Origin of the sequence: Streptomyces sp. NPDC050416 (assembly GCF_044458845.1) — a bacterium.
GTDB lineage: Bacteria > Actinomycetota > Actinomycetes > Streptomycetales > Streptomycetaceae > Streptomyces.
On the sequence record NZ_JBITII010000011.1, the window covers coordinates 277,155 to 297,330 of the forward strand.

Genomic DNA, 20,176 nt, shown 5'->3' on the forward strand with positions numbered 1-20,176 from the left:
GCTCCTTACTGTCGGGGTTCACTCCGGCCGGGCTTCACTCCTGCGGGGGTTCGTCGAAGGCCAGGCCCAGCTCGGCTACGCAGTGGTCGAACTTCTCCCGCAGCTCCGCCTCGTCCGCCCCGCCGGTGTAGATGTGCGCCAACTCGTAGCTGTAGCTGTCCTGTCCGGGGAGATCCGAGAGCCGGGTGCCCTCGTCGGGGACCACCTCGATGCGCACGCCCGGCGTCTCCCGCTCGATGCGGGCTATCTCCTCGGGCCCGGGCACGTGGCGCACCACACCGTCGGTGAACCAGCGGTGGTACCACTTCGCCGCCATCGCGTACGGGCCCTCGCGGTGCGGCATGCGCGGGTCCTCGCCGAGCGCGAGGCGCACCATGCAGTGGTGGTTGGGGACGCCGTCGACGTACTGGAACAGCTCCGCATGCGACTGGGAGTGCCGGGGGTTGATCTCCAGCAGGTTGATCGACTGCGTCTTCGGGTCGTAGAAGTACTCGATGCTGAAGGTGGCCGCGTCCATTCCGATCTGCCGCATCACCCGCTCCGAGACGTCGTGGAGCTCCGCGATGACCGGCGGCGGCAGCGTCGAGGGGTACTGGTGGCGCAGGAAGCAGGGGGAGTTCGGGTACTGGATGGAGTCAAGCACTCCGTAGACGGTCACCTCGCCCTGGTGGACGTAGCCCTCGACGGCGACCTGGACGCCGGACAGCGCCTCCTCCGCCAGACAGACCCGGCCGCCGACGCCGTCCATCTCCGGAGGCAGGTCGATGCGTTCGAGGATGTGCTCGAAGGGGCGGCCGATACGCGAGATGCCCTCGCGGATCTCGGTGACGGCCTTGCGGAACTCCTCTTCGTCATCGACTCCGAAGGCGAGTTCGGACGAGTAGGAGAGCGCGGGCTTGACCCACATCGGGAAGGTCACCTTCCCGGGCGGGCGAGGCGGCTCGGCCGACAGGTCGACCCGGTCGAAGCCCGGGTGCCGGTCGGTCGCCTTCTGCTGCTCCAGCCGGCTCCAGTACTTGTGCTCGCACTTGACCACCGACTCCAGGCTCGTGCTCCGCGTCCCGTAGCGCTCGCTCAGCATCGGCACGAGGGTGCTGACCGGGAAGTCCCAGTAACCGACGATCGCGTCGATGCTGCCGTCGAAGGCGTCCAGCACCTCCCGGGCCTTGTCGAACAGCGTCGGCAGGTGCACCTCGCCGTACTGCAGTTCTTCGATGGTCAGCAGCTGGTGAAAGCGCAGCCGGTCAGCTCCGGGAACCGCCCGCAGCGTGGGCAGATTGGCCTCGTCGAGCCCGATCACGAAGACGTTCTTCACCGTCTCGGCAGACACGGATCTCCTTCCGACAGGGGGCCCTCCGGCCGGGCCTTCCAAGATCGGCTGAGTACCCCTCGCGGATGCGGCCATGCCGGTCGGCGCGGCGCCGGCCGGACGGCGACGGGGAACATGCCTGCCGCCGATGTGGGCAGGCGGTGCGGGGAGGAAACGGCGTGAGCCCAGGTGAACGGCCGCGCCGTGGACGACACCCGGCGAAAGGAAAGCCCGTGCAGCCCGAGCAGGAACGGTCCGCACCGCAGGTCGTGTCCGAGCCCGACCCGCCCTACGACTCCGACAAGCAGCAACGGCCCGGCATCGAGGCCGATATGCACACCGCGCCGCGCTACCGGGCGAGCCGCTACCGGGCCAGCGGGAAGCTGGAGGGCAAGGCCGCGCTGATCACCGGCGGCGATTCGGGTATCGGACGGGCGGTGGCGCTGCTGTACGCGCGGGAGGGCGCCGACGTCGCCATCGTCTATCTGCCCGAGGAGCAGGTGGACGCGGAACGGGTCCGGCGCGAGGTCGAGGACCAGGGCCGGCGCTGCCTGCTCCTGCCCGGCGACCTCACCGACCCGGCGTTCTGCCGCGAGGCCGTCGAGCGGACGGCGGCGGAGCTCGGCGGGCTGAACATCCTGGTGAGCAACGCCGCGTACCTCAACAGCAAGCTCGAACTCGACCAGTTGACGGCCGAGGACTTCGACCTGACGTTCAAGACGAACGTCTACGCGTACTTCCACCTGCTCATGGCGGCGCTGCCCCACCTGGAGCCCGGCGACGCCGTCATCGCCACGGCCACCGAAGAGGCGCTCAAGGGCAGTACGACGATGATCGACTACGCGGCGTCCAAGGCCGCGCTGATCACCCTGACCAAGTCCGTCGCCGTGCACCTGGCCAAGCGCGGCGTGCGCGCGAACGTGGTCGCGCCGGGCCCGACCTGGACGCCGCTCAACGAGGCCGACCAGCACATGCCGCCGGACGGGCTCGCCCACATCGGCAGCGAGGCCCCGCTGGAGCGCGCGGCCCAGCCGGAGGAGATCGCACCGACGTACGTCTACCTCGCCTCGGACGCCGACTCCAGCTACACGGTCGGCGAGGTCATCGCGGTGACCGGCGGCATCGTCGACACGCGCTAGAGGTCCGCGGGCAGTGGCTGTTCCGCCCAGATGGTCTTGCCCGTGGGGGTCTGGCGGCTGCCCCAGCGTTCGGAGAGCTGGGCGACGAGCAGCAGTCCTCGTCCGCCCTCGTCGAATACGCGGGCCCGGCGCAGGTGGGGCGCGGTGCTGCTGCCGTCGGACACCTCGCAGATGAGGGCCGAGTCGCGGATCAGCCGCAGTTCGATGGGCGCGCCGCCGTACCGCAGCGCGTTGGTGACCAGCTCGCTGACGATGAGTTCCGTGGTGAACTCCGCCTCCGCCAGCCCCCAGGCGGCCAGTTGCTCGCCGGCCAACTTGCGGGCCCGGGCCACGGCCGTGGGCTCGGGCGGCAGTTGCCAGGTGCGCACCTGGTCGGCGGCGAGCGCGGCGGTCCGGGCCAGCATCAGCACGATGTCGTCGGCGGGACGACCGGTCAGCACGGTGCGCAACACCTGCTCACAGGTGTCCTCCAACGCCTCGGCAGGGTGCGCCAGCGCCTCGCGGAGCAGGGTGAGCCCGACGTCCATGTCGCGGTCGGCGGCCTTGAGCAGCCCGTCGGTGTAGAGCGCGAGCAGGCTGTTCTCCTCCAGCTCCACCTCGACGGCCTCGAACGGCAGGCCGCCCAGGCCCAGCGGCGGTCCGGTCGGCACCTCCAGGAACCGTACGGCGCCGTCGGGCGTGACCAGGGCGGGCGGCGGATGCCCGGCCCGGGCCATCGTGCAGCGGCGGGACACCGGGTCGTACACGGCGTACAGGCAGGTGGCGCCGACCTGCCCCGACGCCTCCGCCGACCGCCCGCGCGCCTCCGGGCCCTCTTCCCGGTCGATCCGCACGACGAGGTCGTCCAGCTGGGTGAGCAGCTCGTCGGGGGCGAGATCGACGTCCGCGAGAGTCCGCACGGCGGTCCGCAGCCGGCCCATCGTGGCCGAGGCGTGGATGCCGTGCCCCACCACGTCGCCCACGACCAGGGCGACCCGGGTGCCGGACAGCGGGATCACGTCGAACCAGTCGCCGCCGATGTCCGCTCCGGAACCGGCCGGCAGATAGCGGTAGGCGACCCGCAGCGCCGCCAGGTCCGGAGGCCGGTCGGGCAGGAGGCTGCGCTGGAGCGCCAGCGCCGTCCGGCGTTCCCGGGTGTAGCGGCGGGCGTTGTCCACGCTCACCGCAGCCCTGGCGACGATCTCCTCCGCTAGCAGCAGATCATCCTCGCTGAACGACTCCGGCGTCCGGTGCCGCAGGAAGTGCACCAGCCCCAGGGTCACCCCACGCGCGCGCAGCGGCACCATCATCACCGAGTGGATCATGTGCCTGCCCACCGACTCCTCGCGGGCCGGGGAGGACCTGACCCACTCCCGCAGGCCCGGATCCCCCGGCCGGTGCAGGGAGCCACGGCCGGCGACCAGCGTCCGGACCGGCAGCGAGTCCACGGGGTAGAGCGTGGTGTCGCCCGAGGGGACCACCGACTCGGGGCAGCCCTCCAGCACCGACCGCTGGGCGGTGCGCCGCACGGTGACCGGCGCGTCCGGCAGCACCGGTTCCGGCTCGTCGCCCAGGGGGACGGACTCCAGCAGGTCCACGGTGACGAAGTCCGCGAACCCGCTCACGGCCACCTCGGCCAGCTCCTCGGCCGTCCGGGTCACGTCCAGCGTGTTCCCGATCCGCAGGCTCGCCTCGTTGAGCACCGCCAGCCGGCGGCGGGCCCAGTCCTGCTCCGTGGTGTCGAACACGGTCGCGGACATGCCCTGCACCGCACCGGTCTCGTCCGTCAGCGGCGACATGAACATCGACCAGGCGTGGCGCCGTGTCTCGCCCGGGGCCGTGCCGTGCTGCTCGTGGAAGATCGTCTCGCCGGTGCGCAGGACCTCGCGCTGCAGGCGGTCGTACTCGTCGAAGGGCGGGCCGGGCTCGATCTCCCGGAGCGTCAGGCCCTTCATCTCCTCCTCGGACCGGCCCATCACCTGGGTCATGATCTCGTTGGCGGCCACCAGCCGGGCCTCACGGTCGTAGACCGCCACCGGCACGGGGAGTTGTGTGAGCGTGAGGTCCCACAGGGTCAGGGCTCCGTGCCCGGCCCGCCTCGCCGTGTGCGCCAGTGCGGTGCCGGTGACGAGCCAGAGCCGTCTGCGGTCCGCGTCCAGCAGCGGCGTGCCGTGCAGCCGGACCACGACCCGGTCGCCGTCCCGGTGCCGCAGCGCCACCTCGCCGGCCCAGCGCTGTCCGTCGGCCACGTGACGTCGGGTGGAACCGGGCAGGCCGGCGGCGAGCAGGCGGGTGACGGCCCGGCCCACGACCTCCTCGGGTTCGTATCCGAGCAGCCGTCGGGCGCCGTCGCTCCACACCGCGATCACCCCACGGGGGTCGACGACGACCGCCAGGTCCTCCGGTACGCGTCCTTGCACGGTGCCTCCGGATGTGACGCCCCTGCCGCTTCCCCGGTCATCATCTCAGGAAGGTCCGCCGGGGACCCCTCGCCGGTTCCCGGGTGCACCCGTCGTCAGCGGGCCAGTTGCTCCACCAGCAGGAAGCCGCCGATGACGATCATCATCGCGCCGGAGACACGGGTGACCGCCCTGGCCGCCGCGGGCCTGGTCTTCAGCACGGTGCGGGCCAGGACTCCGACGGTGAGGTAGACGACGGCGCAGGCGGTCATGTGCAGCGTGCCGAGCAGGCCGGTCTGCGTGGCGACCGGCCAGCCGCCCGCGGGGTCGATGAACTGCGGGAACAGCGAGAAGTACAGCAGCAGTGCCTTCGGGTTGAGCCCGCTGATCCCGGCTCCCCTGAGCATGGTCCGCAAGCGGGAGGAACCCACGTCGCCCTCGGGGGCCGTCAGGACGGCCGGCTGCCTCAGCACGCCGCAGCCGAGCCACACCAGGTAGCCGGCCCCGGCCACGGTCAGCGCGGTGAGCAGGGCCGCCGAGTTCGCCACGATCACCACCAGGCCCGCGACCGCGAGCAGGGTGTAACCCGCGTATCCCGCGACCAGCCCGGCGACCGCCGGGACGACCGACCGGCCCCTGATGCCCGCGGTGATCGCGTAGGCCCAGTCCGCGCCGGGGGTGAACACCAGCAGCAGATCCACTGCCAGAAAGGCCGCCAGTGTCGCCGTATCCATGGACCGGTCCCTCTCACGTGATTTGTCGCGAGAGGAAGGCTAGGTCGGATCAGCCCGAAAGTGTTCCCTTCTTTACTCCTTGATCGCGGGATTTGGGGCAGAATCTTCTCCATGGATGCCCTGGACCGGAAAATTCTTACCGAACTCCAGCTGGACGGCCGTCTTACGGTCACCGAGCTGGCCGCCCGAGTAAAACTGAGCGTCTCGCCCTGCCACCGCCGCCTGCGCGACCTCGAACGCGAAGGCGCGATCCGCGGCTACCGGGCGGTCGTGGACCCGGCCGCCGTGGGCCTCAACTTCGAGGCCCTCGTCTTCGTCACCCTGCACTGGGAGGACGCCGACACCGTCTCCGCGTTCGAAGAAGGCGTGGCCGCCGTCCCGCACGTGCTCCAGGCGCAGCGCCTGTTCGGCGACCCCGACTACCTCCTGCGCGTCGCCACCACCGACCTGGCCGCCTTCCAGCAGCTCTACGACCGGCAGCTCGCCCGGCTGCCCGGCGTCCAGCGCCTGAACTCCACCCTCGTCATGAAACACGTCGTCGACGACCGGCCCCTGCCCGAGTGAGCAGAGCCGGCCGCTTGGCGCTCAGCCCGCCGAGCAGGGCCGGCCGCGTGGTGCTCAGCCGCCGAGCAGTGTCGGCCGCCCGGCGCTCAGCCGCCCAGGCCACCGGCGAACGGCATCGTCCGCCACTGTTCGACGGCCGGCTGCAACGCGTCCACGAGCATGGGCAGTTGCGGCGCGAGCGCGAGACACGCCACCGCGCGCGACATGCCCACGGCGTTGACGAGGCGCAGCACACCCTCGTCCAGCCGCCGCAGACCCCTGCGTTCGGCGGCCGCGTTGTAGGCGGCCTCGCACGCGGGGCCGAGAGCCGCCAGGTCCCACTCGACCGGTCCGAAGGTGATCAGCTCGAAGTCGGAGTACAGCTCGCCGTCCTTGGCGGAGACGATGTTGGCCGCGGGGGAGTCACCGTGGACCGTCTGGAACTCGATGCCCGGGAACGCCGCCTCGAACCGCGCGCGTGAGCTGATGACGGGCTCCAGGACCTCCCACTCGCGCCGCGCCCGGTCCAGGTCGGCCGGGTCCAGCAGGTCGGGCCGCCCGTCGAGCGCGGCAAGCCCCTCGGAGACGAACCGGGGTTCCGCCGCCGACAGGAACGGCAGCTCACCCGGGTACGAGCGCAGCGCGGCGTGCAGGCCGGCGACCAGACCGGCGTTGTGCACGTAGTCGGGCTCCACGCTCTGGTCCAGCTCGACGAACTGCCAGAACGTCATCGAGAAACCGTCCCGCAGCACCGGCTCCCGCGGCACCAGCGGGCTCGGCGGAATCACCGGGTACCCCTGGTCCGCGAGCCACCCCGCCACATCGAGCTCCTGTCGCTGCCGCGCCGCATGGGACTCGGGACCGGAGTACGACGGCAGGACGGTCGGCACCCGCACCACCACGGGCGACGGGGCGAGATGCACCACGACCGAGAACACGTCGTAGAGCACCCTCGCGTCGGACACCGTGAGCCCCAGATCACGACCCGCGGCAACGGCCGCCGCGCGAGCACGGGACGTACGGGCCTCGATCTGATCAGCCGTCAAGAACCCTGCCATGCCGACGATGTTGTCACGCCGGCCACGGGCGAGCGACAGATTAACGGCCCTGCGAACACGGTCTCCCGTGCGCCCCCGGTCAAGAACCGGTGCGCTGACCGGCAACCGGTCCTGCGGCCCCGGGTCTAGCGTGGCACGGTCCGTCACCAGCCACCCCGGAACGAGGAAACCAGCGCATGCCCTACATCACCGTGGGCCAGGAGAACTCCACCGCTATAGACCTGTACTACGAGGACCACGGATCCGGGCAGCCGGTCGTCCTCATCCACGGCTTTCCGCTCGACGGCCACTCCTGGGAGCGGCAGAGCGCCGTACTGCTCGACGCCGGCTACCGCGTGATCACCTACGACCGGCGCGGTTTCGGGCAGTCCTCGCAGCCGACGACCGGCTACGACTACGACACCTTCGCCGCCGACCTGAACACCGTGATGGAGACCCTCGACCTACGGGACGCCGTCCTCGTCGGCTTCTCGATGGGCACCGGCGAGGTCGCCCGGTACGTGTCCCGGTACGGCACCGGACGGGTCGCCAAGGTCGCCTTCCTCGCCTCGCTGGAGCCCTGCCTGCTCAAGTCCGACGACAACCCGCAGGGCGTCGCCCCGAAGGAGTTCTTCGACGGGATCGTCGCGGCCGTCAAGGCGGACCGCTACGCGTACTACACGGACTTCTACAAGGACTTCTACAACCTCGACGAGAACCTCGGCACCAGGATCAGCGAGGAGGCCGTCCGCAACAGCTGGAACGTCGCCGCGGGCGGCGGCTCCTTCGCGGCGGCCGCCGCGCCGTCGACCTGGTACACCGACTTCCGGGCCGACATCCCGAAGATCGACGTGCCGGCCCTGATCCTGCACGGCACGGGCGACCGCATCCTGCCCGTGGAGGGCACCGCCCGGCCGTTCCACCAGGCTCTTCCGGCCGCCGACTACGTCGAGATCGAAGGCGCCCCGCACGGTCTGCTCTGGACTCACGCGCAGGAGGTCAACTCGGCACTGCTCGCCTTCCTGGAGAAGTGATCCGGATTCTTTCTCCGGCTTCTTTCTCTTCCTCCAATTCTTCCTGGACCACCCCAGGGCCGGGATGGTGACATCGTCAAGGCCGGCAGCGCATCGGAGCTGCCGGCCTTCGATGATGCCCAGGGGGGAACCAGGTGTCCGTCGTCCTGTCCACCGCGTCGCTCTCGGCGGCCGACCGCAGTGAGCTCTGGCACCACGCGGTGTCACGCACCTTCATACCGCTCGACGTACAGCTCCTCGAAGACGATCCGTCGCCCGGGAGAATCGTCAGCAACCAGCTGGGCTCCTTACGGATCTCGCAGGTCCAGGCGGGCCCGCAGACGGTGACGCGCAGCCGCCGGCTGATCCGGGACGGCAAGGAGCACCTCATCCTCACCCTTCAGCAGCGGGGCACCGCCATCAAGGAGCAGGACGGCAGACAGGCGCGGATCGGGCCGGGAGACTTCTCCCTCTCCGACTCCTCCCGGCCGTTCCGGAAGACCGTGCAGGGCGACTTCTCCTTCACGTCCTTCCAGTTCCCCCGCACGGACCTCCGCGTGCGCGAGGAGGATCTGCGGGCGGTGACCGCGACGGCGTTCTCCGGACAGGAGGGCAGCGCCGCACTCGTGTCCGCGTACTTGGGGCGCCTGGCCCGCGAAGCGCCCGGTCTCGACGCCTTCGTCGGCCGCCAGTTCGCGACCACCGCGCTCGACCTGCTGACGCTGCTGATCAACGAGCAGTGCGGACGCTTCGCCTCCCAGGCCCCGGAGAGCGCCGCGGCCACCCTCGTACGCGTCAAGGACCACATCCTGCGCCATCTTGGCGACCCCGGCCTGTCCCCGCCCGACATCGCCGCCGCGCACTGCATGTCCGTCCGCTATCTGCACAAACTGTTCCAGCTCGAGGGCGTGACGGTCGGGGAGTGGATCCGCACGCAGCGGCTCGAGCGGTGCCGCAGGGATCTTCCGCACTCTCCGGCCCTCGGGTACGGGGTCGCGGCCGTCGCCCGGCGCTGGGGTTTCGTGAGCCCCAGCCACTTCAGCCGCGCCTTCCGCGCCGCCTACGGTGTGACGCCCCGCGAGTGGCAGACGCACGGCCTGTCCGGCGCCGGGCGGAACGGAGAGGAAGACGGGCGGAAGGGACGTGCGGACCGGCGCAACGGAGGTGAAGGGGAGGGAACGCCTCCGGGAAGCGGCGCGTTGCTCAGGAGTTCGCCCACGTCACCGACCCCGGGAGCATCGTGCCCGACACCACGCCCGACCCGTCCACCGTCCTCCCCGCACTCCCGCCCCTAAGCGCGCAGGCCGAGCGGCTGATCGAGCTGGGGGTGCACGAGACCGCCGGGCTGTCCGCCGACGAGATCCGTGGGTTCGCCGCCGAGACGGACGGCGAGGGCGCCCTGCTGGCCGTTCATCCGGACAGGGCCCCCGCCTCCGCCGTCGCGCCGCTGCTGCGCCGCGACGGCAAACCGGGCTTCGTCGTCGTCGACATGCCCGACGTCGACGCCTTCACGCCCTGCGCCGTCGAACTGCCCGACACCCCGCTCTACGTCGTCACCGGCCTCGACCGCGGTGACCACATGGCCAACTGGAGCCCGGACGAGGCACTGCCCGCCCTCAGCAAGGAGGACCGCACCCCGCTGCTGCTCACCGAGGGCATCCACTGGGTGCTCCAGCAGCCGGAAGCCCTGGAGCGCAACCGCTGCTTCATGACCATCGGCTCCCGGCTGCGCAAGCCCGACGGCAGCCTGGACGCCCGCACCCCGGCGATCTGGATCAGCAACGGCACCGGACGCGACGGCCGCGAGCGCCGCAACGCCCCGAAGGTCGGCTGGTGCTGGTGGAACAACCGGCACACCTGGCTGGGCTTCGCCTCCACGACGGGCCGCAGGGGCTAGGGGAAGTCAGAACCTGGGCCGAGGGACCTGTTCCTCGACGATCTCCGCGGCCTCCGCCTGCGTCTCCACCGACGGCGGGGAGCCGGCCAGGGGCTTGTTGGCGGTCTCCTTCATGCACAGCACGGCGATGACGCCGATGACCGCGGCACCCGAGGAGTAGTAGGCCGGCATGAGGGTCGAGTCGTAGGCACTGATCAGGGCGGTGATCACCAGGGGAGTCGTACCGCCGAAGATCGACGTGGCCAGGTTGTAGGCGACCGAGAGGGAGCCGTACCGGACGTGGGTGGGGAAGATCGCCGGGAGCGCCGCCGACATCGTGCCGAGCATCGTCACCAGGGAGAGCCCCAACAGCAGCAGCCCCAGGGCGATCAGGACGACACTGCCCTGCCGGATGAGCAGGAAGGACGGCAGGGACAGGAAGAGGAATCCGAGCATCCCCGCCATCAGCAGCGGCCGGCGCCCGAAGCGGTCCGACAGCCGCCCGACCTGGTTGATGACGCACATCTGGAGCACCATCACGAGCAGCAGGATCAGCAGCCCGTGGTTCGTCCCGTAGCCCAGCTCGTCGGACAGGTACGTCGGCATGTACGACAGCAGCATGTAGTCGGTGATGTTGTACGCCGCGACCAGCGCGAGGCACAGCAGCAACGGCCGCCAGTACCGGGTGAAGATCTTGCCGAGGTCGGCGGCGGCCGAGGTCTCCACGGACTCGGCGGCCTCGCTCGCCTTGACCTGGCAGCCCTCCAGCTTCTGGAAGGCGGGCGTCTCGTCCAGCTTCAGCCGCAGATACAGGCCGATGAAGCCGAGCGGGGCGGCGACCAGGAAGGGGACGCGCCAGCCCCACGCCAGCATCTGGTCGGCGCTGAGGAGCATCTGGAGGACGACGACGAGGCCGGAGGCCCCGACGTAGCCGGCGAGGGTGCCCAGCTCCAGGAAGCTGCCGAAGAAGCCGCGCCGCTTGTCGGGCGCGTACTCCGCGATGAACGTCGAGGCGCCCCCGTACTCCCCGCCGGTCGAGAAGCCCTGCACCAGCCGGAAGAAGATCAGCAGGGCCGGGGCCCACAGGCCGATGACGGCGTGCGAGGGGACGAGGCCGATGGCGAAGGTCCCCACCGCCATCATGATCATGGTGAGGGAGAGGATGCGCTTACGGCCGACCTTGTCGCCGAGCGGCCCGAACACCATGCCGCCGAGCGGACGCACGAGGAAGGCCACCGCGAACGTCGCGAAGGAGCTGAGGAGTTGCGCGGTGTCGTTCCCGGACGGGAAGAACACCTTCCCTATGGTCGAGGCCAGATAGCTGTAGATGCCGAAGTCGTACCACTCCATCGCGTTGCCGAGGGCGGCGGCCTTCGTGGCGCGCTTGACCGCCGCCTCGTCGGTCACGGTGATGTCGCTGCGGCGCAGCTTCGGGTTGCGTCGCTTCTCGATCGCCCGGAACAGCACCCGGTGTCGTCTCACGGCCGCGGGATCCACCGACTCGTCGTTGTCGGGCGCCGCCATCACGTCGTTCCTTTCGCCGGTCGTCCGTCCCAACCACAACGCCTGCACAGATCTCGCGCGCTCAAACGAACCCCTTCGCGCGGCACCCGGATGATCACCCCGGGTGACGGACGGGTGCTTTCGGTGAGAGGCGTGCCGCCGACCTGCCGTGGTGTGTCCGCGCCCCGGAGGGGGAACTTGGTTCGCCGGTGCGCACACGGTGAGAGGAGCCTCATGTGACAGCGTCAGCGGCGGGCGACCGGAACCAGGGCGCGCAGGAGCCCGGATACGAGCCGGATCCGCGCCGGTGGCGGGCCCTGTGGGTCACCCTGGTGGCCGGCTTCATGAGCCTGCTGGACGTCTCGATCGTGGCGGTCGCCCTGCCCTCCGTCCAGCGCGGCCTGGACGCCTCGCCCGCGCAGGTGCAGTGGGTGGTGTCCGGATACGCCCTCGCCTTCGCCCTCGCGCTCGTCACCGCAGGCCGTCTCGGAGACGCGCTGGACCGGCGCCGCATCTTCCTGCTGGCCCTCAGCGGCTTCGTGCTCTTCAGCATGGCCTGCGGCGCGGCCCCCAGCATCACGCTGCTGGTGGTGGCCCGCCTCGCCCAGGGCCTGGCGGCCGGTTTCATGGCGCCCCAGAACTCCGCGCTCATCCAGCAGATGTTCCGCGGCGCCGAACGCGGCCGTGCGTTCGGCTTCTTCGGCGCCACCGTCGGCATCTCCTCCGCCGTCGGCCCGCTCGCCGGCGGCCTGATCCTCGCCCTGGCCTCCGGCGACCAGGGCTGGCGGTGGATCTTCTACGTCAACGTGCCCATCGGGATCCTCGCCGTCCTCCTCGGCCGCCGACTGCTGCCCCGCACCCGGCGGTCCGGCCGGCAGCACGTGGACCTGCCCGGCGTCCTGCTCCTCGGCCTCGGCGTCCTCGCGCTGATGTATCCGCTGGTCCAGGCGGGCTCCGGCGGACTCGGCCGGCTGTGGTGGATGTTCCCCGCGGGCGGCGCGATCCTCTTCTGCTTCACCCGGTGGCAGCGTCGCCTCGTCGAGCGGGACGTCCAGCCGCTGCTCGATCCGCGCCTGTTCACCACCGTGCGCGGCTACGCCGTCGGCGCCGGCGTCGGCACGCTCTACTTCATCGGCTTCAGCGGTGTCTGGCTGGTCTTCGCGCTCTTCTACCAGGACGGCCTGGGCTTCTCGCCGCTCCGGTCCGGCCTCGCCGTGACGCCCTTCGCCCTCGGCTCGGCCTGCGGGGCCGCGGTCGCCGGCCGGCTGGTGGACCGGCTCGGCCGCCTGCTCACCGTGGGCGGCCTCACGGCCGTGATCGCAGGCCTGGGCGGCACCGCGCTGCTACTGCGCTTCGCGCCCCTCGGCATCGCGCCCTGGGTCGCCGCCCCGGTGCTGTTCCTCGGCGGTGTCGGCAGCGGCTGCGTGATCTCACCGAACATCACCATGACGCTGCGCGACGTGCCCGTGCGGATGGCGGGCGCGGCGGGCGGCGCCCTACAGACCGGGCAGCGGCTCGGCGCCGCGGTGGGCACCGCCGCCCTGCCCGGCCTCTTCTACGTGGTGCTCGGCAGCGGCGACGACTACCGCGGCGCCCTCGCCACCGCACTGGGCGCCGCCCTCCTCGGCATGCTGGCTGCCCTGGCCCTCGCGACATCCGACTTCAGGCGCGACCGGCGGACACGGCAGCAGCACGGCAAGTGCCCGGAGGACATCGCCAACAGCCCCGTACACGCCCGGCAGAGCTGATTTCCCGCGGCGCGCCGGCCGAGTACGGAAACGGCCCGCTGACCGAGCGCGGAAACCGGCGCACCGGCCGAGCACGGAACCGGCCGGTCGCGTTCGGGGACCCGGCTCAGCCGGCGGCCTGCCCGGGCGTCGGCGCCCACCTGGTTGTTCGGGGTGCCGGGCAGAGCTGATTCCGCGGCGCGCCGAAACCGGGTGCGGATATGGCGCGCCGACCGGCCGAGCACGGAAACCGGCGCGCCGGCCGAGTACGGAACCGGCGGGCCGCGTACGGGGACCCGGCTCAGCCGGCCGCCAGCACGGCCTGCCCGGCGTCGGCGCCCACCTGGTCGTTCGGGGTCAGCCGCAGGTAGGCCGTGATCTGCTTTCCCCTCGCGCGGGGTGCCACGGCGACCCGGTCGCAGACCGTGTGCACCAGCCGCAGCCCATGGCCGCCGACGCGGAACCGGTCCCCCTTCTGCACCGCGGGCCGCTCCGCCGAGGTGTCCCGCACGGTGATGGCCAGCCTTCCCCGGAACAGCCGCAGGATCAGCTCGCAGGGCCCGGGAGCATGCCGGATGGCGTTGGTGACCAGTTCGCTGACGACGAGTTCGGCATCCATGGCCAAGGAGGCCGGAACCGGGGCGAGGGCGGTGTGCGGGCCGTGGGCGAGGAACGCGCGCAGGACCAGACGCGCGTCGACGGCGCTTGCCGCGCCGTCCGCCCAGGCCGCGCCGAAGCGCAGCGTGGCGTGCTCGTCCGCGCCCGGCCGATCTGCCGCCTGCTTCCCAAGCGGGAGGACCATACGGAGGCTCTTTCGTTGTGTTCGCCCCAGCGGGGCGGCTCTGTCGCCCTGCGTTTACCCGGGTGCGGACCACGCATACCAGGGCAGCGCCCGGGCGTTACCGGTCTGCCCCCGAACGGCGGAACCACGCGGGGGCTGGTTTCGCGGCCACGGGGCACACGGGGAACGCCGGAGGGCATCCCTCGGGAGACGAGCCGACAGCCGGCAGGGGCGGGGCGATCAGCAAGGAGGCGACGACATGGCAGGGCCGGACCGTACGGAGACCGTGGCGCAGCAGCCCGTGGCCGTACTCGACGCCTCCGTGACGCGAGGACTCGAGGCCATCGGAACCGGGGCCTACGTCGTGGACGACGAGGGCCGCATCCTCGCGGTCAACACCCGCGCCCGGGACCTGCTCGCCCGCACCACCGAGGACCTGCTCGGGCACGACGCGCACGACCTGCTGCACCGGGACGCCCACGGGCGGCCGCTGCCCAGGACCCGGTGCGCGATGCGGCAGGCCTTCCACGCCGGACGGACCGCCCAGGCCGAGGAGGACTACTTCGCCCGCGGAGACGGCTCCGTGCTGCCCATCGCCTGGCTGCTCACCCCATACGACGTCGGCGACGACACAGCCGGCACACTCGTGCTCTTCCACACCGTCGGACACACCCCGGAAACCGGCCCCCGGCCGGAACCGCCGGCCGGGCCGCTGCGCGAGCTGGAACGACTGGCCCTGCTGGCCGACGCCACCACGCGACTGACCTCCACGCTCGACGTGGACGAGGCGCTGGAACGCCTGGTGACCCTGGTCGTGCCCCGGCTGGCGGACTGGGTGGTCATCGATCTGATCACCGAGCACGACGAAGTCTGGCGGACCGCCGTCGTCCACGCCGACGGCGGCACCCTGGTGCGCCGGGACGACCTTCAGGGCCCCATGCCGCCCGTCCCGGAGGCGTCCCCGATGCCCCTGTCCAGAGCCCTGCGCGGCGTGGCCTCCACGGTGGCCGGGCCCGGCACCTACCAGCGCGAACCGGATTCCGGCATCGCGGTCGAGCAACGCCGGCTGTTCGACGCCACGGGGATGCACTCGGCGGCCATCGCACCCATCCGCAGCACCCGCTCGGTCCTGGGGGCCCTGACCCTCGGCCGGGCCGAGGACCCGGTCGCCTTCACCTCCGCCGACCTCCCCCTGGTCGAGGACATCGCACGCCGGGCCGGCCTCGCCCTGGACAACGCCCGCCTGTACCAGCGCCAGCGCAAGGTCGCCGAGACCATGCAGAACCATCTGCTGCCCCAAATGCCGGGGGTCCCGGGCCTGCAGATGACCGTCCGGTACCTGCCCGCCCCCGACGCCTCACAGGTCGGCGGCGACTGGTACGACGCCTTCCCCATGTCCGACGGATCCACGGCCCTGGCCGTCGGGGACGTCGTCGGCCACGACCTGGATGCGGCGGCCGGCATGGCACAGGTGCGCAACATGCTCCGCGCCTACGCCTGGTCCCAGCACGAACCGCCCAGCCGGATCGTCACACGGCTCGACGAAGCGCTCCAGCACATCACGGACGTCGACATGGCCACGATGATCTTCGCCCGGATCGAGGCGGCCGACGACGGCCGATGGCAGCTGTCCTGGACCAACGCCGGCCATCCGCCGCCCCTGCTGATCAGCCGCGACGGCCTGGCGGACTACCTCACCGACGGCCACGGCATCCTCCTGGGCACCGGTGCGGAGACCACGCGCCCCGATGCCACGACCCTGCTCCCGCCCGGATCCACTCTCGTGCTGTACACGGACGGTTTGATCGAGGCACCCGGCCACAGCCTCGACGAGGGCCTGAACCGGCTGCGCCGGCACGCCGCCGCCCTCGCCCACCGCCCCCTCTCCTCCTTCACCGACCACCTGCTGCGCCGCGTCCGCCCCGCCGAGAACGAGGACGACGTCGCCCTGCTGGCCCTGCGCACACCTGTCCCCAGGGCGTCAGCCGCCGGCCGGTGACCCGGCGGCGGACCCTCAGGGCTGGACGTGGATCTTGGGGCCGGGCCCGGAGCCGGCCGGGCGTTCGCCGGCGAGGACGGGGCCCACCGAGTCGAGTCCCACGGTGGCGGCGACCAGCGGCCTGGGGTCGACCGTTCCGGCGGCGTACGCCCGGATGGTGGCGTCGAGGCCGGGGGAGGCGGACAGGACACCGGTCGCGTCACGTCCTTGAGGACGAGCGTGCGGGTGTCGATCCCGCTGGGCTCGCCGGCCAGCCCGATGTACACGAGACGGCCCCCGGGCTCGACCAGCTCCAGAGCCAGCTCCGGCAGCGAGGCGGCGTTCGAGGCGTCGACCACCGCGTCGAAGGGCACGTCCGGCACGGACTCCCGCGTCCACACGTGCTCGAAACCCAGGGAGCGGGAGGGAGCTCTCGGTCGTAGCCAGGAGGTGCACCTCGGCACCGGACGCGCGCAGGAACATCGCCGTCAGCAGCCCGATCGTCCCCGGCCCCAGGACCAGGGCGCGGTCCCCGGGCGCGGGCTTGGCGGCCCGGGTGGCACGCAGGGCATTGCCGCCGGGCTCGACGAGCGCGCCGAGCACGGCGTCGACGGAATCGGGCAGGGCGTGCAACGAGGAGGCCCGGACGGCGAGTTGCTCCGCCAGCGCGCCGGGCAGGTCCCCGCGGATGCCGACCTCCCGCCGCCGCTCGCACACATGCCGGCGTCCGCGCCGGCAGCGGCGGCAGGAGCCGCAGCCGAGCATGGTGTCGCCCATGACGCGGCGGCCGAGCCAGGCGGGATCGACACCGTCACCGACCGCCGCCACCCGCCCGGCCCATTCGTGGCCCGGCCGCATCGGGTAGGCGGAGTGGCCTTGGTGGAGGTAGGCCATGGCGCCGGTGAAGAACTCCGCGTCCGTGCCGCACACGCCGACCCGGTCGATGTCGACGACGGCCTCACCGGGACCGGCCACCGGCGCCGGAAGCTCCTGGACCTCGTACGCGCCGGGCCCGGTCAGGACGAACGCGCGCATCACAGGGCGGCGCTCGGTGGGCATGTCGCGCGGTCGACCGTCTGCCTATGCTTCATGACGTTCCGGAATCCAGACCGCTGTACCGTCCATTGGAAGGGCTCCATGGAGAGACTCCGCAGCGCGCAGTGGTACGAGGGACAGGACCGCAACGCCTACATCCACCGGGCCTGGATGCGGCGCGGCGTGCCCGGTGACGCGTTCACCGGCCGGCCGCAGATCGCCATCGCCAACACCGCGTCGGACCTGACCCCGTGCAACGCGCACCTGAACGAGGTCGCGGTCTCGGTGCGCAACGGCGTGTACGAGGCGGGTGGCATTCCGCTGGACCTGCCGGTGGTGTCGCTGGGCGAGACCCAGGTGCGGCCCACCGCCATGCTGTGGCGGAACATGGCCGCGATGGCCACGGAGGAGATGCTGCGGGCCAACCCCGTCGACGGCGTGGTCCTGCTCGGCGGCTGCGACAAGACGATCCCCTCGCTGCTCATGGCCGCGGCCTCGGTGGACCTGCCGGCGGTGGTGGTCCCCGGCGGTCCCATGCTCAACGGGACTTTCCGCGGCGGTCTGCTGGGCTGCGGCACCGGCGTGTGGCAGCTGTCGGAGGAGGTCCGCGCGGGCACGCTCACCCAGGAGGAGTTCACCCGCTCCGAGTCGGCGATGATCCGCAGCCGCGGCCACTGCAACACGATGGGCACGGCCTCGACGATGGCGCTGGTGGCGGAGGCGCTCGGCACGGTCCTCCCCGGCACGGCCGGGATCCCCGCCCCCGACAGCCGGCTGCTGGAGGCCGCGCACCACACCGGCCGGCTGGCGGTGGAGATGGTGGGCGCCGGCCGGCGGCCCGCGACGTTCCTGACCGAGGCGTCCTTCCGCAACGCGATCGTCGCGCTGGCCGCCATCGGCGGCTCGACCAACGCCGTCGTCCATCTCCTGGCCATCGCGGGCCGGTTGGGCATCGACCTGTCGCTCGACGACTTCGACCGCATCGGCTCCCGCGTGCCGGTCCTGGTGGATCTCCAGCCGGCCGGCCGTTTCCTCATGGAGGACTTCCACCGCGCCGGCGGCCTGCTCGCCGTGCTGCGCGAGGTACGCGACCTGCTCGACCCCGACGCGCTGACCGTCACCGGCAGGCCGCTCGTCGCCTGCCTCGACGACGCCGGGATCTGGGACGGCGAGGTCATCCGCACCCGCGACCGGCCGCTGGTCGCCGAGGGCGGCATCGCCGTCCTGCGCGGCAACCTCGCCCCCGACGGCGCGCTCGTCAAACCGGCCGCCGCCTCCCCGCACCTGCTCCGGCACCGGGGCCGGGCCGTCGTCTTCGACAGCATCGAGGACTTCCGCGCCCGTATCGACGACCCCGGTCTCGATGTCGACGCCGACTCCGTCCTGGTGCTGCGCGGCTGCGGACCCAAGGGCTATCCGGGCATGCCCGAGGTCGCCAACATGCCGTTGCCCAAGAAACTGCTGGAACAGGGTGTCCGCGACATGGTCCGGGTCTGCGACGGCCGGATGAGCGGCACCGCGTACGGCACGGTCGTCCTGCACGTGGCCCCCGAGGCAGCGGCCGGCGGCCCCCTCGCCCTCGTACGGACCGGGGACCTCATCACCCTCGACGTCGAGGCCCGCCGCATCGACGTCGACGTGCCGGACGCCGAACTCGCCCGCAGGGCCCCCGGCCAGGCCACCCTCACCGGCTTCGCCGCTCCCCGGCGCGGCTGGGAACGCCTCTACGTCGACCACGTCCTGCAGGCCGACACCGGAGCCGACCTCGATTTCCTCGTCGGCTCCAGCGGCTCCGAGGTGACCCGCGAGTCGCACTGACACCGGATCACCCCGGGGACTCACCACGTCACGGGCAGCTCCGTGACGCCACCGTTAAGGGTGGTGCGCACCTCCAGACGATGCGCAGCTCCACCCGGGCCAGGCTCGCCCCGATGCAGAAGGGCACGCCGTGGCCGCAACCGAGGTGGGTGCGCTCGGGGCGGCCGGGGTCGAAGGTCTCGGCGTCGGTGTAGACGGAGGCGTCGCGGTTGGCGGAGTTGACCGAGAGGATCACGGCGTCGCCGCGCCGGATGGTGACCCCGGCGACATCGACGTCGGTGTGCGCGTACCGCAGCAGCCCGAGGTCGCCGGGCGCGCCCAGGCGCATGAGCACGAGGTAGGCGGCCCGCAGCGCTGGAGCGCGCGGAGGAGACGTTCACCGAAGTGCTCGCCGCACGGATGGGCTTGCCGCCCGAGACGTTCGAGGTGCGCGTGCAGGCCGCCGCCATGAACGCCGTCCTCAAGGTCGCGGCCGACGAGTTCGCCCGGGAGACGGCCGGCCGGGGCATCACCCCCGAGGTGCTGAACGATCACCGCGAACAACTCGCCCCCGTACTCGGCCTCGTCACAAGGAGACTCTCGGGCACGGACGCCGACTGAGGAGCGTGGCCTCAGTGCTCTCGGCGACCGGCCCGGGCGGCATGCGGGGCGTGGGTACGTACGGCTGCCGCGACGGCCGCGTCGTCGGCCCGGCCGCGCGCTTCGAGGCCCGCGACGACGCCCTCGATGTTGCCCTGCGGCTGGTTCTGGCTGAGCTTGAACTTGGCCTCGACCCGGCTGATGACCACCTCGACGCCGACGACGGCGCGCAGTTGCCGCTCGACGAACTTCGCGGGGGCCTGGTCGACGGACCAGGGTTCGGTGTTCCCGGCCTCGTGCCGGTCGGTCAGGCGGCGTATCTGGCTCTCGATCCAGGCGGGGTCGTCGTGCACGACCAACCGCCCGTACACGTGGGCGGTGACGTAGTTCCAGGTCGGCACCACGCGGTGGTGCTCCTGCTTGGCCGGATACCACGACGGCGTCACATACGCCTCGGGTCCGCGGACGATCACCATGGCCTCGCCCTGCACCGGCCGGCGCCACTGGTCGTTGCCGCGCGCCATGTGGCCGATGAGAGCACCGTGTTCTCCGGCCTCCGGGTCGTACTCGAACGGCAGCGCGGTGGCCACGAGGCCCTCGGAGGTCATGGTGATCAGGTCGGACGCGCCCTGGTGGGACAGCAGTTCACGGACCGCGGCCTCGTCGGGGACGAAGTGCTTGGGGAGGTACATGGGCAGGCTTTCGCGTAGACGGTGGTCCTGGTCA

Annotated in this window: 16 protein-coding genes and 2 pseudogenes; 9 read left to right on the forward strand and 9 right to left on the reverse strand. The window is 71.8% G+C overall.

Annotated elements, in window-relative coordinates; genetic code table 11:
* Positions 1-34: 34 nt before the first annotated feature.
* The gene (locus ACIBL4_RS31005) at positions 35-1,330 is read right to left on the reverse strand and encodes an acetyl-CoA carboxylase biotin carboxylase subunit family protein (protein WP_399415087.1); all 1,296 of its coding nucleotides are present in this window, start codon (positions 1,328-1,330) and stop codon (positions 35-37) included.
* Positions 1,331-1,542: 212 nt separating this feature from the next.
* Here ACIBL4_RS31005 and ACIBL4_RS31010 point away from each other — a divergent pair, with 212 nt between their 5' ends.
* Positions 1,543-2,448: an SDR family oxidoreductase gene (locus ACIBL4_RS31010; RefSeq protein ID WP_399415088.1), complete on the forward strand. Its 906-nt coding sequence runs from the start codon at positions 1,543-1,545 to the stop codon at positions 2,446-2,448.
* On the opposite strand, the gene ACIBL4_RS31015 is transcribed toward ACIBL4_RS31010, so the two are convergent.
* Together ACIBL4_RS31015 and ACIBL4_RS31020 are read right to left on the reverse strand one after the other, a co-directional pair.
* Entirely contained in the window at positions 2,445-4,847 is a 2,403-nt protein-coding gene (locus ACIBL4_RS31015; RefSeq protein ID WP_399415089.1) for a SpoIIE family protein phosphatase, read from the reverse strand. The two genes, ACIBL4_RS31010 and ACIBL4_RS31015, sit on opposite strands and share 4 nt — an antisense overlap.
* Positions 4,848-4,942: 95 nt before the next feature.
* The gene (locus ACIBL4_RS31020; protein WP_399415090.1) at positions 4,943-5,560 is read right to left on the reverse strand and encodes a LysE family translocator; all 618 of its coding nucleotides are present in this window, start codon (positions 5,558-5,560) and stop codon (positions 4,943-4,945) included.
* Between the two features lie 111 nt (positions 5,561-5,671).
* On the opposite strand from ACIBL4_RS31020, the gene ACIBL4_RS31025 reads away from it, so the two are divergent.
* Positions 5,672-6,124 carry an Lrp/AsnC family transcriptional regulator gene (locus ACIBL4_RS31025; protein ID WP_020275150.1) on the forward strand — a complete coding sequence of 151 codons (453 nt, stop codon included), beginning with the start codon at positions 5,672-5,674 and terminating at the stop codon, positions 6,122-6,124.
* A gap of 86 nt (positions 6,125-6,210) precedes the next feature.
* On the opposite strand, the gene ACIBL4_RS31030 is transcribed toward ACIBL4_RS31025, so the two are convergent.
* Entirely contained in the window at positions 6,211-7,161 is a 951-nt protein-coding gene (locus ACIBL4_RS31030) for an aminoglycoside phosphotransferase family protein (RefSeq protein ID WP_399415091.1), read from the reverse strand.
* Positions 7,162-7,337: 176 nt separating this feature from the next.
* Here ACIBL4_RS31030 and ACIBL4_RS31035 point away from each other — a divergent pair, with 176 nt between their 5' ends.
* The 3 genes and pseudogenes from ACIBL4_RS31035 to ACIBL4_RS31045 all read left to right on the forward strand — a co-directional run bounded on the left by ACIBL4_RS31035 (position 7,338) and on the right by ACIBL4_RS31045 (position 10,050).
* Positions 7,338-8,174 carry an alpha/beta fold hydrolase gene (locus ACIBL4_RS31035; protein WP_399415092.1) on the forward strand — a complete coding sequence of 279 codons (837 nt, stop codon included), beginning with the start codon at positions 7,338-7,340 and terminating at the stop codon, positions 8,172-8,174.
* A gap of 134 nt (positions 8,175-8,308) precedes the next feature.
* Positions 8,309-9,277 (forward strand): annotated as a pseudogene (locus ACIBL4_RS31040) (helix-turn-helix domain-containing protein); the annotation flags it as partial.
* Between the two features lie 116 nt (positions 9,278-9,393).
* Complete coding sequence (locus ACIBL4_RS31045) at positions 9,394-10,050, forward strand: DUF5701 family protein (RefSeq protein ID WP_399415093.1); 657 nt, start codon at positions 9,394-9,396, stop codon at positions 10,048-10,050.
* Positions 10,051-10,056: 6 nt separating this feature from the next.
* Here ACIBL4_RS31045 and proP read toward each other — a convergent pair whose 3' ends face one another.
* Complete coding sequence (proP, locus tag ACIBL4_RS31050) at positions 10,057-11,553, reverse strand: glycine betaine/L-proline transporter ProP (protein WP_399415094.1); 1,497 nt, start codon at positions 11,551-11,553, stop codon at positions 10,057-10,059.
* A 215-nt stretch (positions 11,554-11,768) separates the two neighbouring features.
* Between proP and ACIBL4_RS31055 the strand changes: the two genes are divergently transcribed.
* On the forward strand, positions 11,769-13,280 hold the full coding sequence (locus ACIBL4_RS31055) for an MFS transporter (RefSeq protein WP_399415095.1): 1,512 nt from the start codon (positions 11,769-11,771) through the stop codon (positions 13,278-13,280).
* 280 nt (positions 13,281-13,560) lie between these two features.
* On the opposite strand, the gene ACIBL4_RS31060 is transcribed toward ACIBL4_RS31055, so the two are convergent.
* The gene (locus ACIBL4_RS31060; RefSeq protein ID WP_399415096.1) at positions 13,561-14,061 is read right to left on the reverse strand and encodes an ATP-binding protein; all 501 of its coding nucleotides are present in this window, start codon (positions 14,059-14,061) and stop codon (positions 13,561-13,563) included.
* A gap of 238 nt (positions 14,062-14,299) precedes the next feature.
* Here ACIBL4_RS31060 and ACIBL4_RS31065 point away from each other — a divergent pair, with 238 nt between their 5' ends.
* The gene (locus ACIBL4_RS31065; RefSeq protein ID WP_399415097.1) at positions 14,300-16,039 is read left to right on the forward strand and encodes a SpoIIE family protein phosphatase; all 1,740 of its coding nucleotides are present in this window, start codon (positions 14,300-14,302) and stop codon (positions 16,037-16,039) included.
* Between the two features lie 15 nt (positions 16,040-16,054).
* On the opposite strand, the pseudogene ACIBL4_RS31070 reads toward ACIBL4_RS31065, so the two are convergent.
* Positions 16,055-17,053, reverse strand: a pseudogene (locus ACIBL4_RS31070) (zinc-binding dehydrogenase).
* Positions 17,054-17,155: 102 nt separating this feature from the next.
* On the opposite strand from ACIBL4_RS31070, the gene ACIBL4_RS31075 reads away from it, so the two are divergent.
* Positions 17,156-18,871 (forward strand): IlvD/Edd family dehydratase, encoded by a 1,716-nt coding sequence (locus tag ACIBL4_RS31075; RefSeq protein WP_399415098.1) that lies wholly within the window; start codon positions 17,156-17,158, stop codon positions 18,869-18,871.
* Positions 18,872-18,899: 28 nt separating this feature from the next.
* Here ACIBL4_RS31075 and ACIBL4_RS31080 read toward each other — a convergent pair whose 3' ends face one another.
* The gene (locus tag ACIBL4_RS31080) at positions 18,900-19,199 is read right to left on the reverse strand and encodes a cytochrome P450 (protein WP_399415099.1); all 300 of its coding nucleotides are present in this window, start codon (positions 19,197-19,199) and stop codon (positions 18,900-18,902) included.
* A gap of 56 nt (positions 19,200-19,255) precedes the next feature.
* Here ACIBL4_RS31080 and ACIBL4_RS31085 point away from each other — a divergent pair, with 56 nt between their 5' ends.
* Entirely contained in the window at positions 19,256-19,471 is a 216-nt protein-coding gene (locus ACIBL4_RS31085) for a hypothetical protein (RefSeq protein ID WP_399415100.1), read from the forward strand.
* Between the two features lie 11 nt (positions 19,472-19,482).
* On the opposite strand, the gene ACIBL4_RS31090 is transcribed toward ACIBL4_RS31085, so the two are convergent.
* A complete protein-coding gene (locus ACIBL4_RS31090; RefSeq protein ID WP_399415101.1) occupies positions 19,483-20,142 on the reverse strand; it encodes an FMN-binding negative transcriptional regulator in 660 nt (219 codons plus the stop codon).
* Positions 20,143-20,176: the final 34 nt, after the last annotated feature.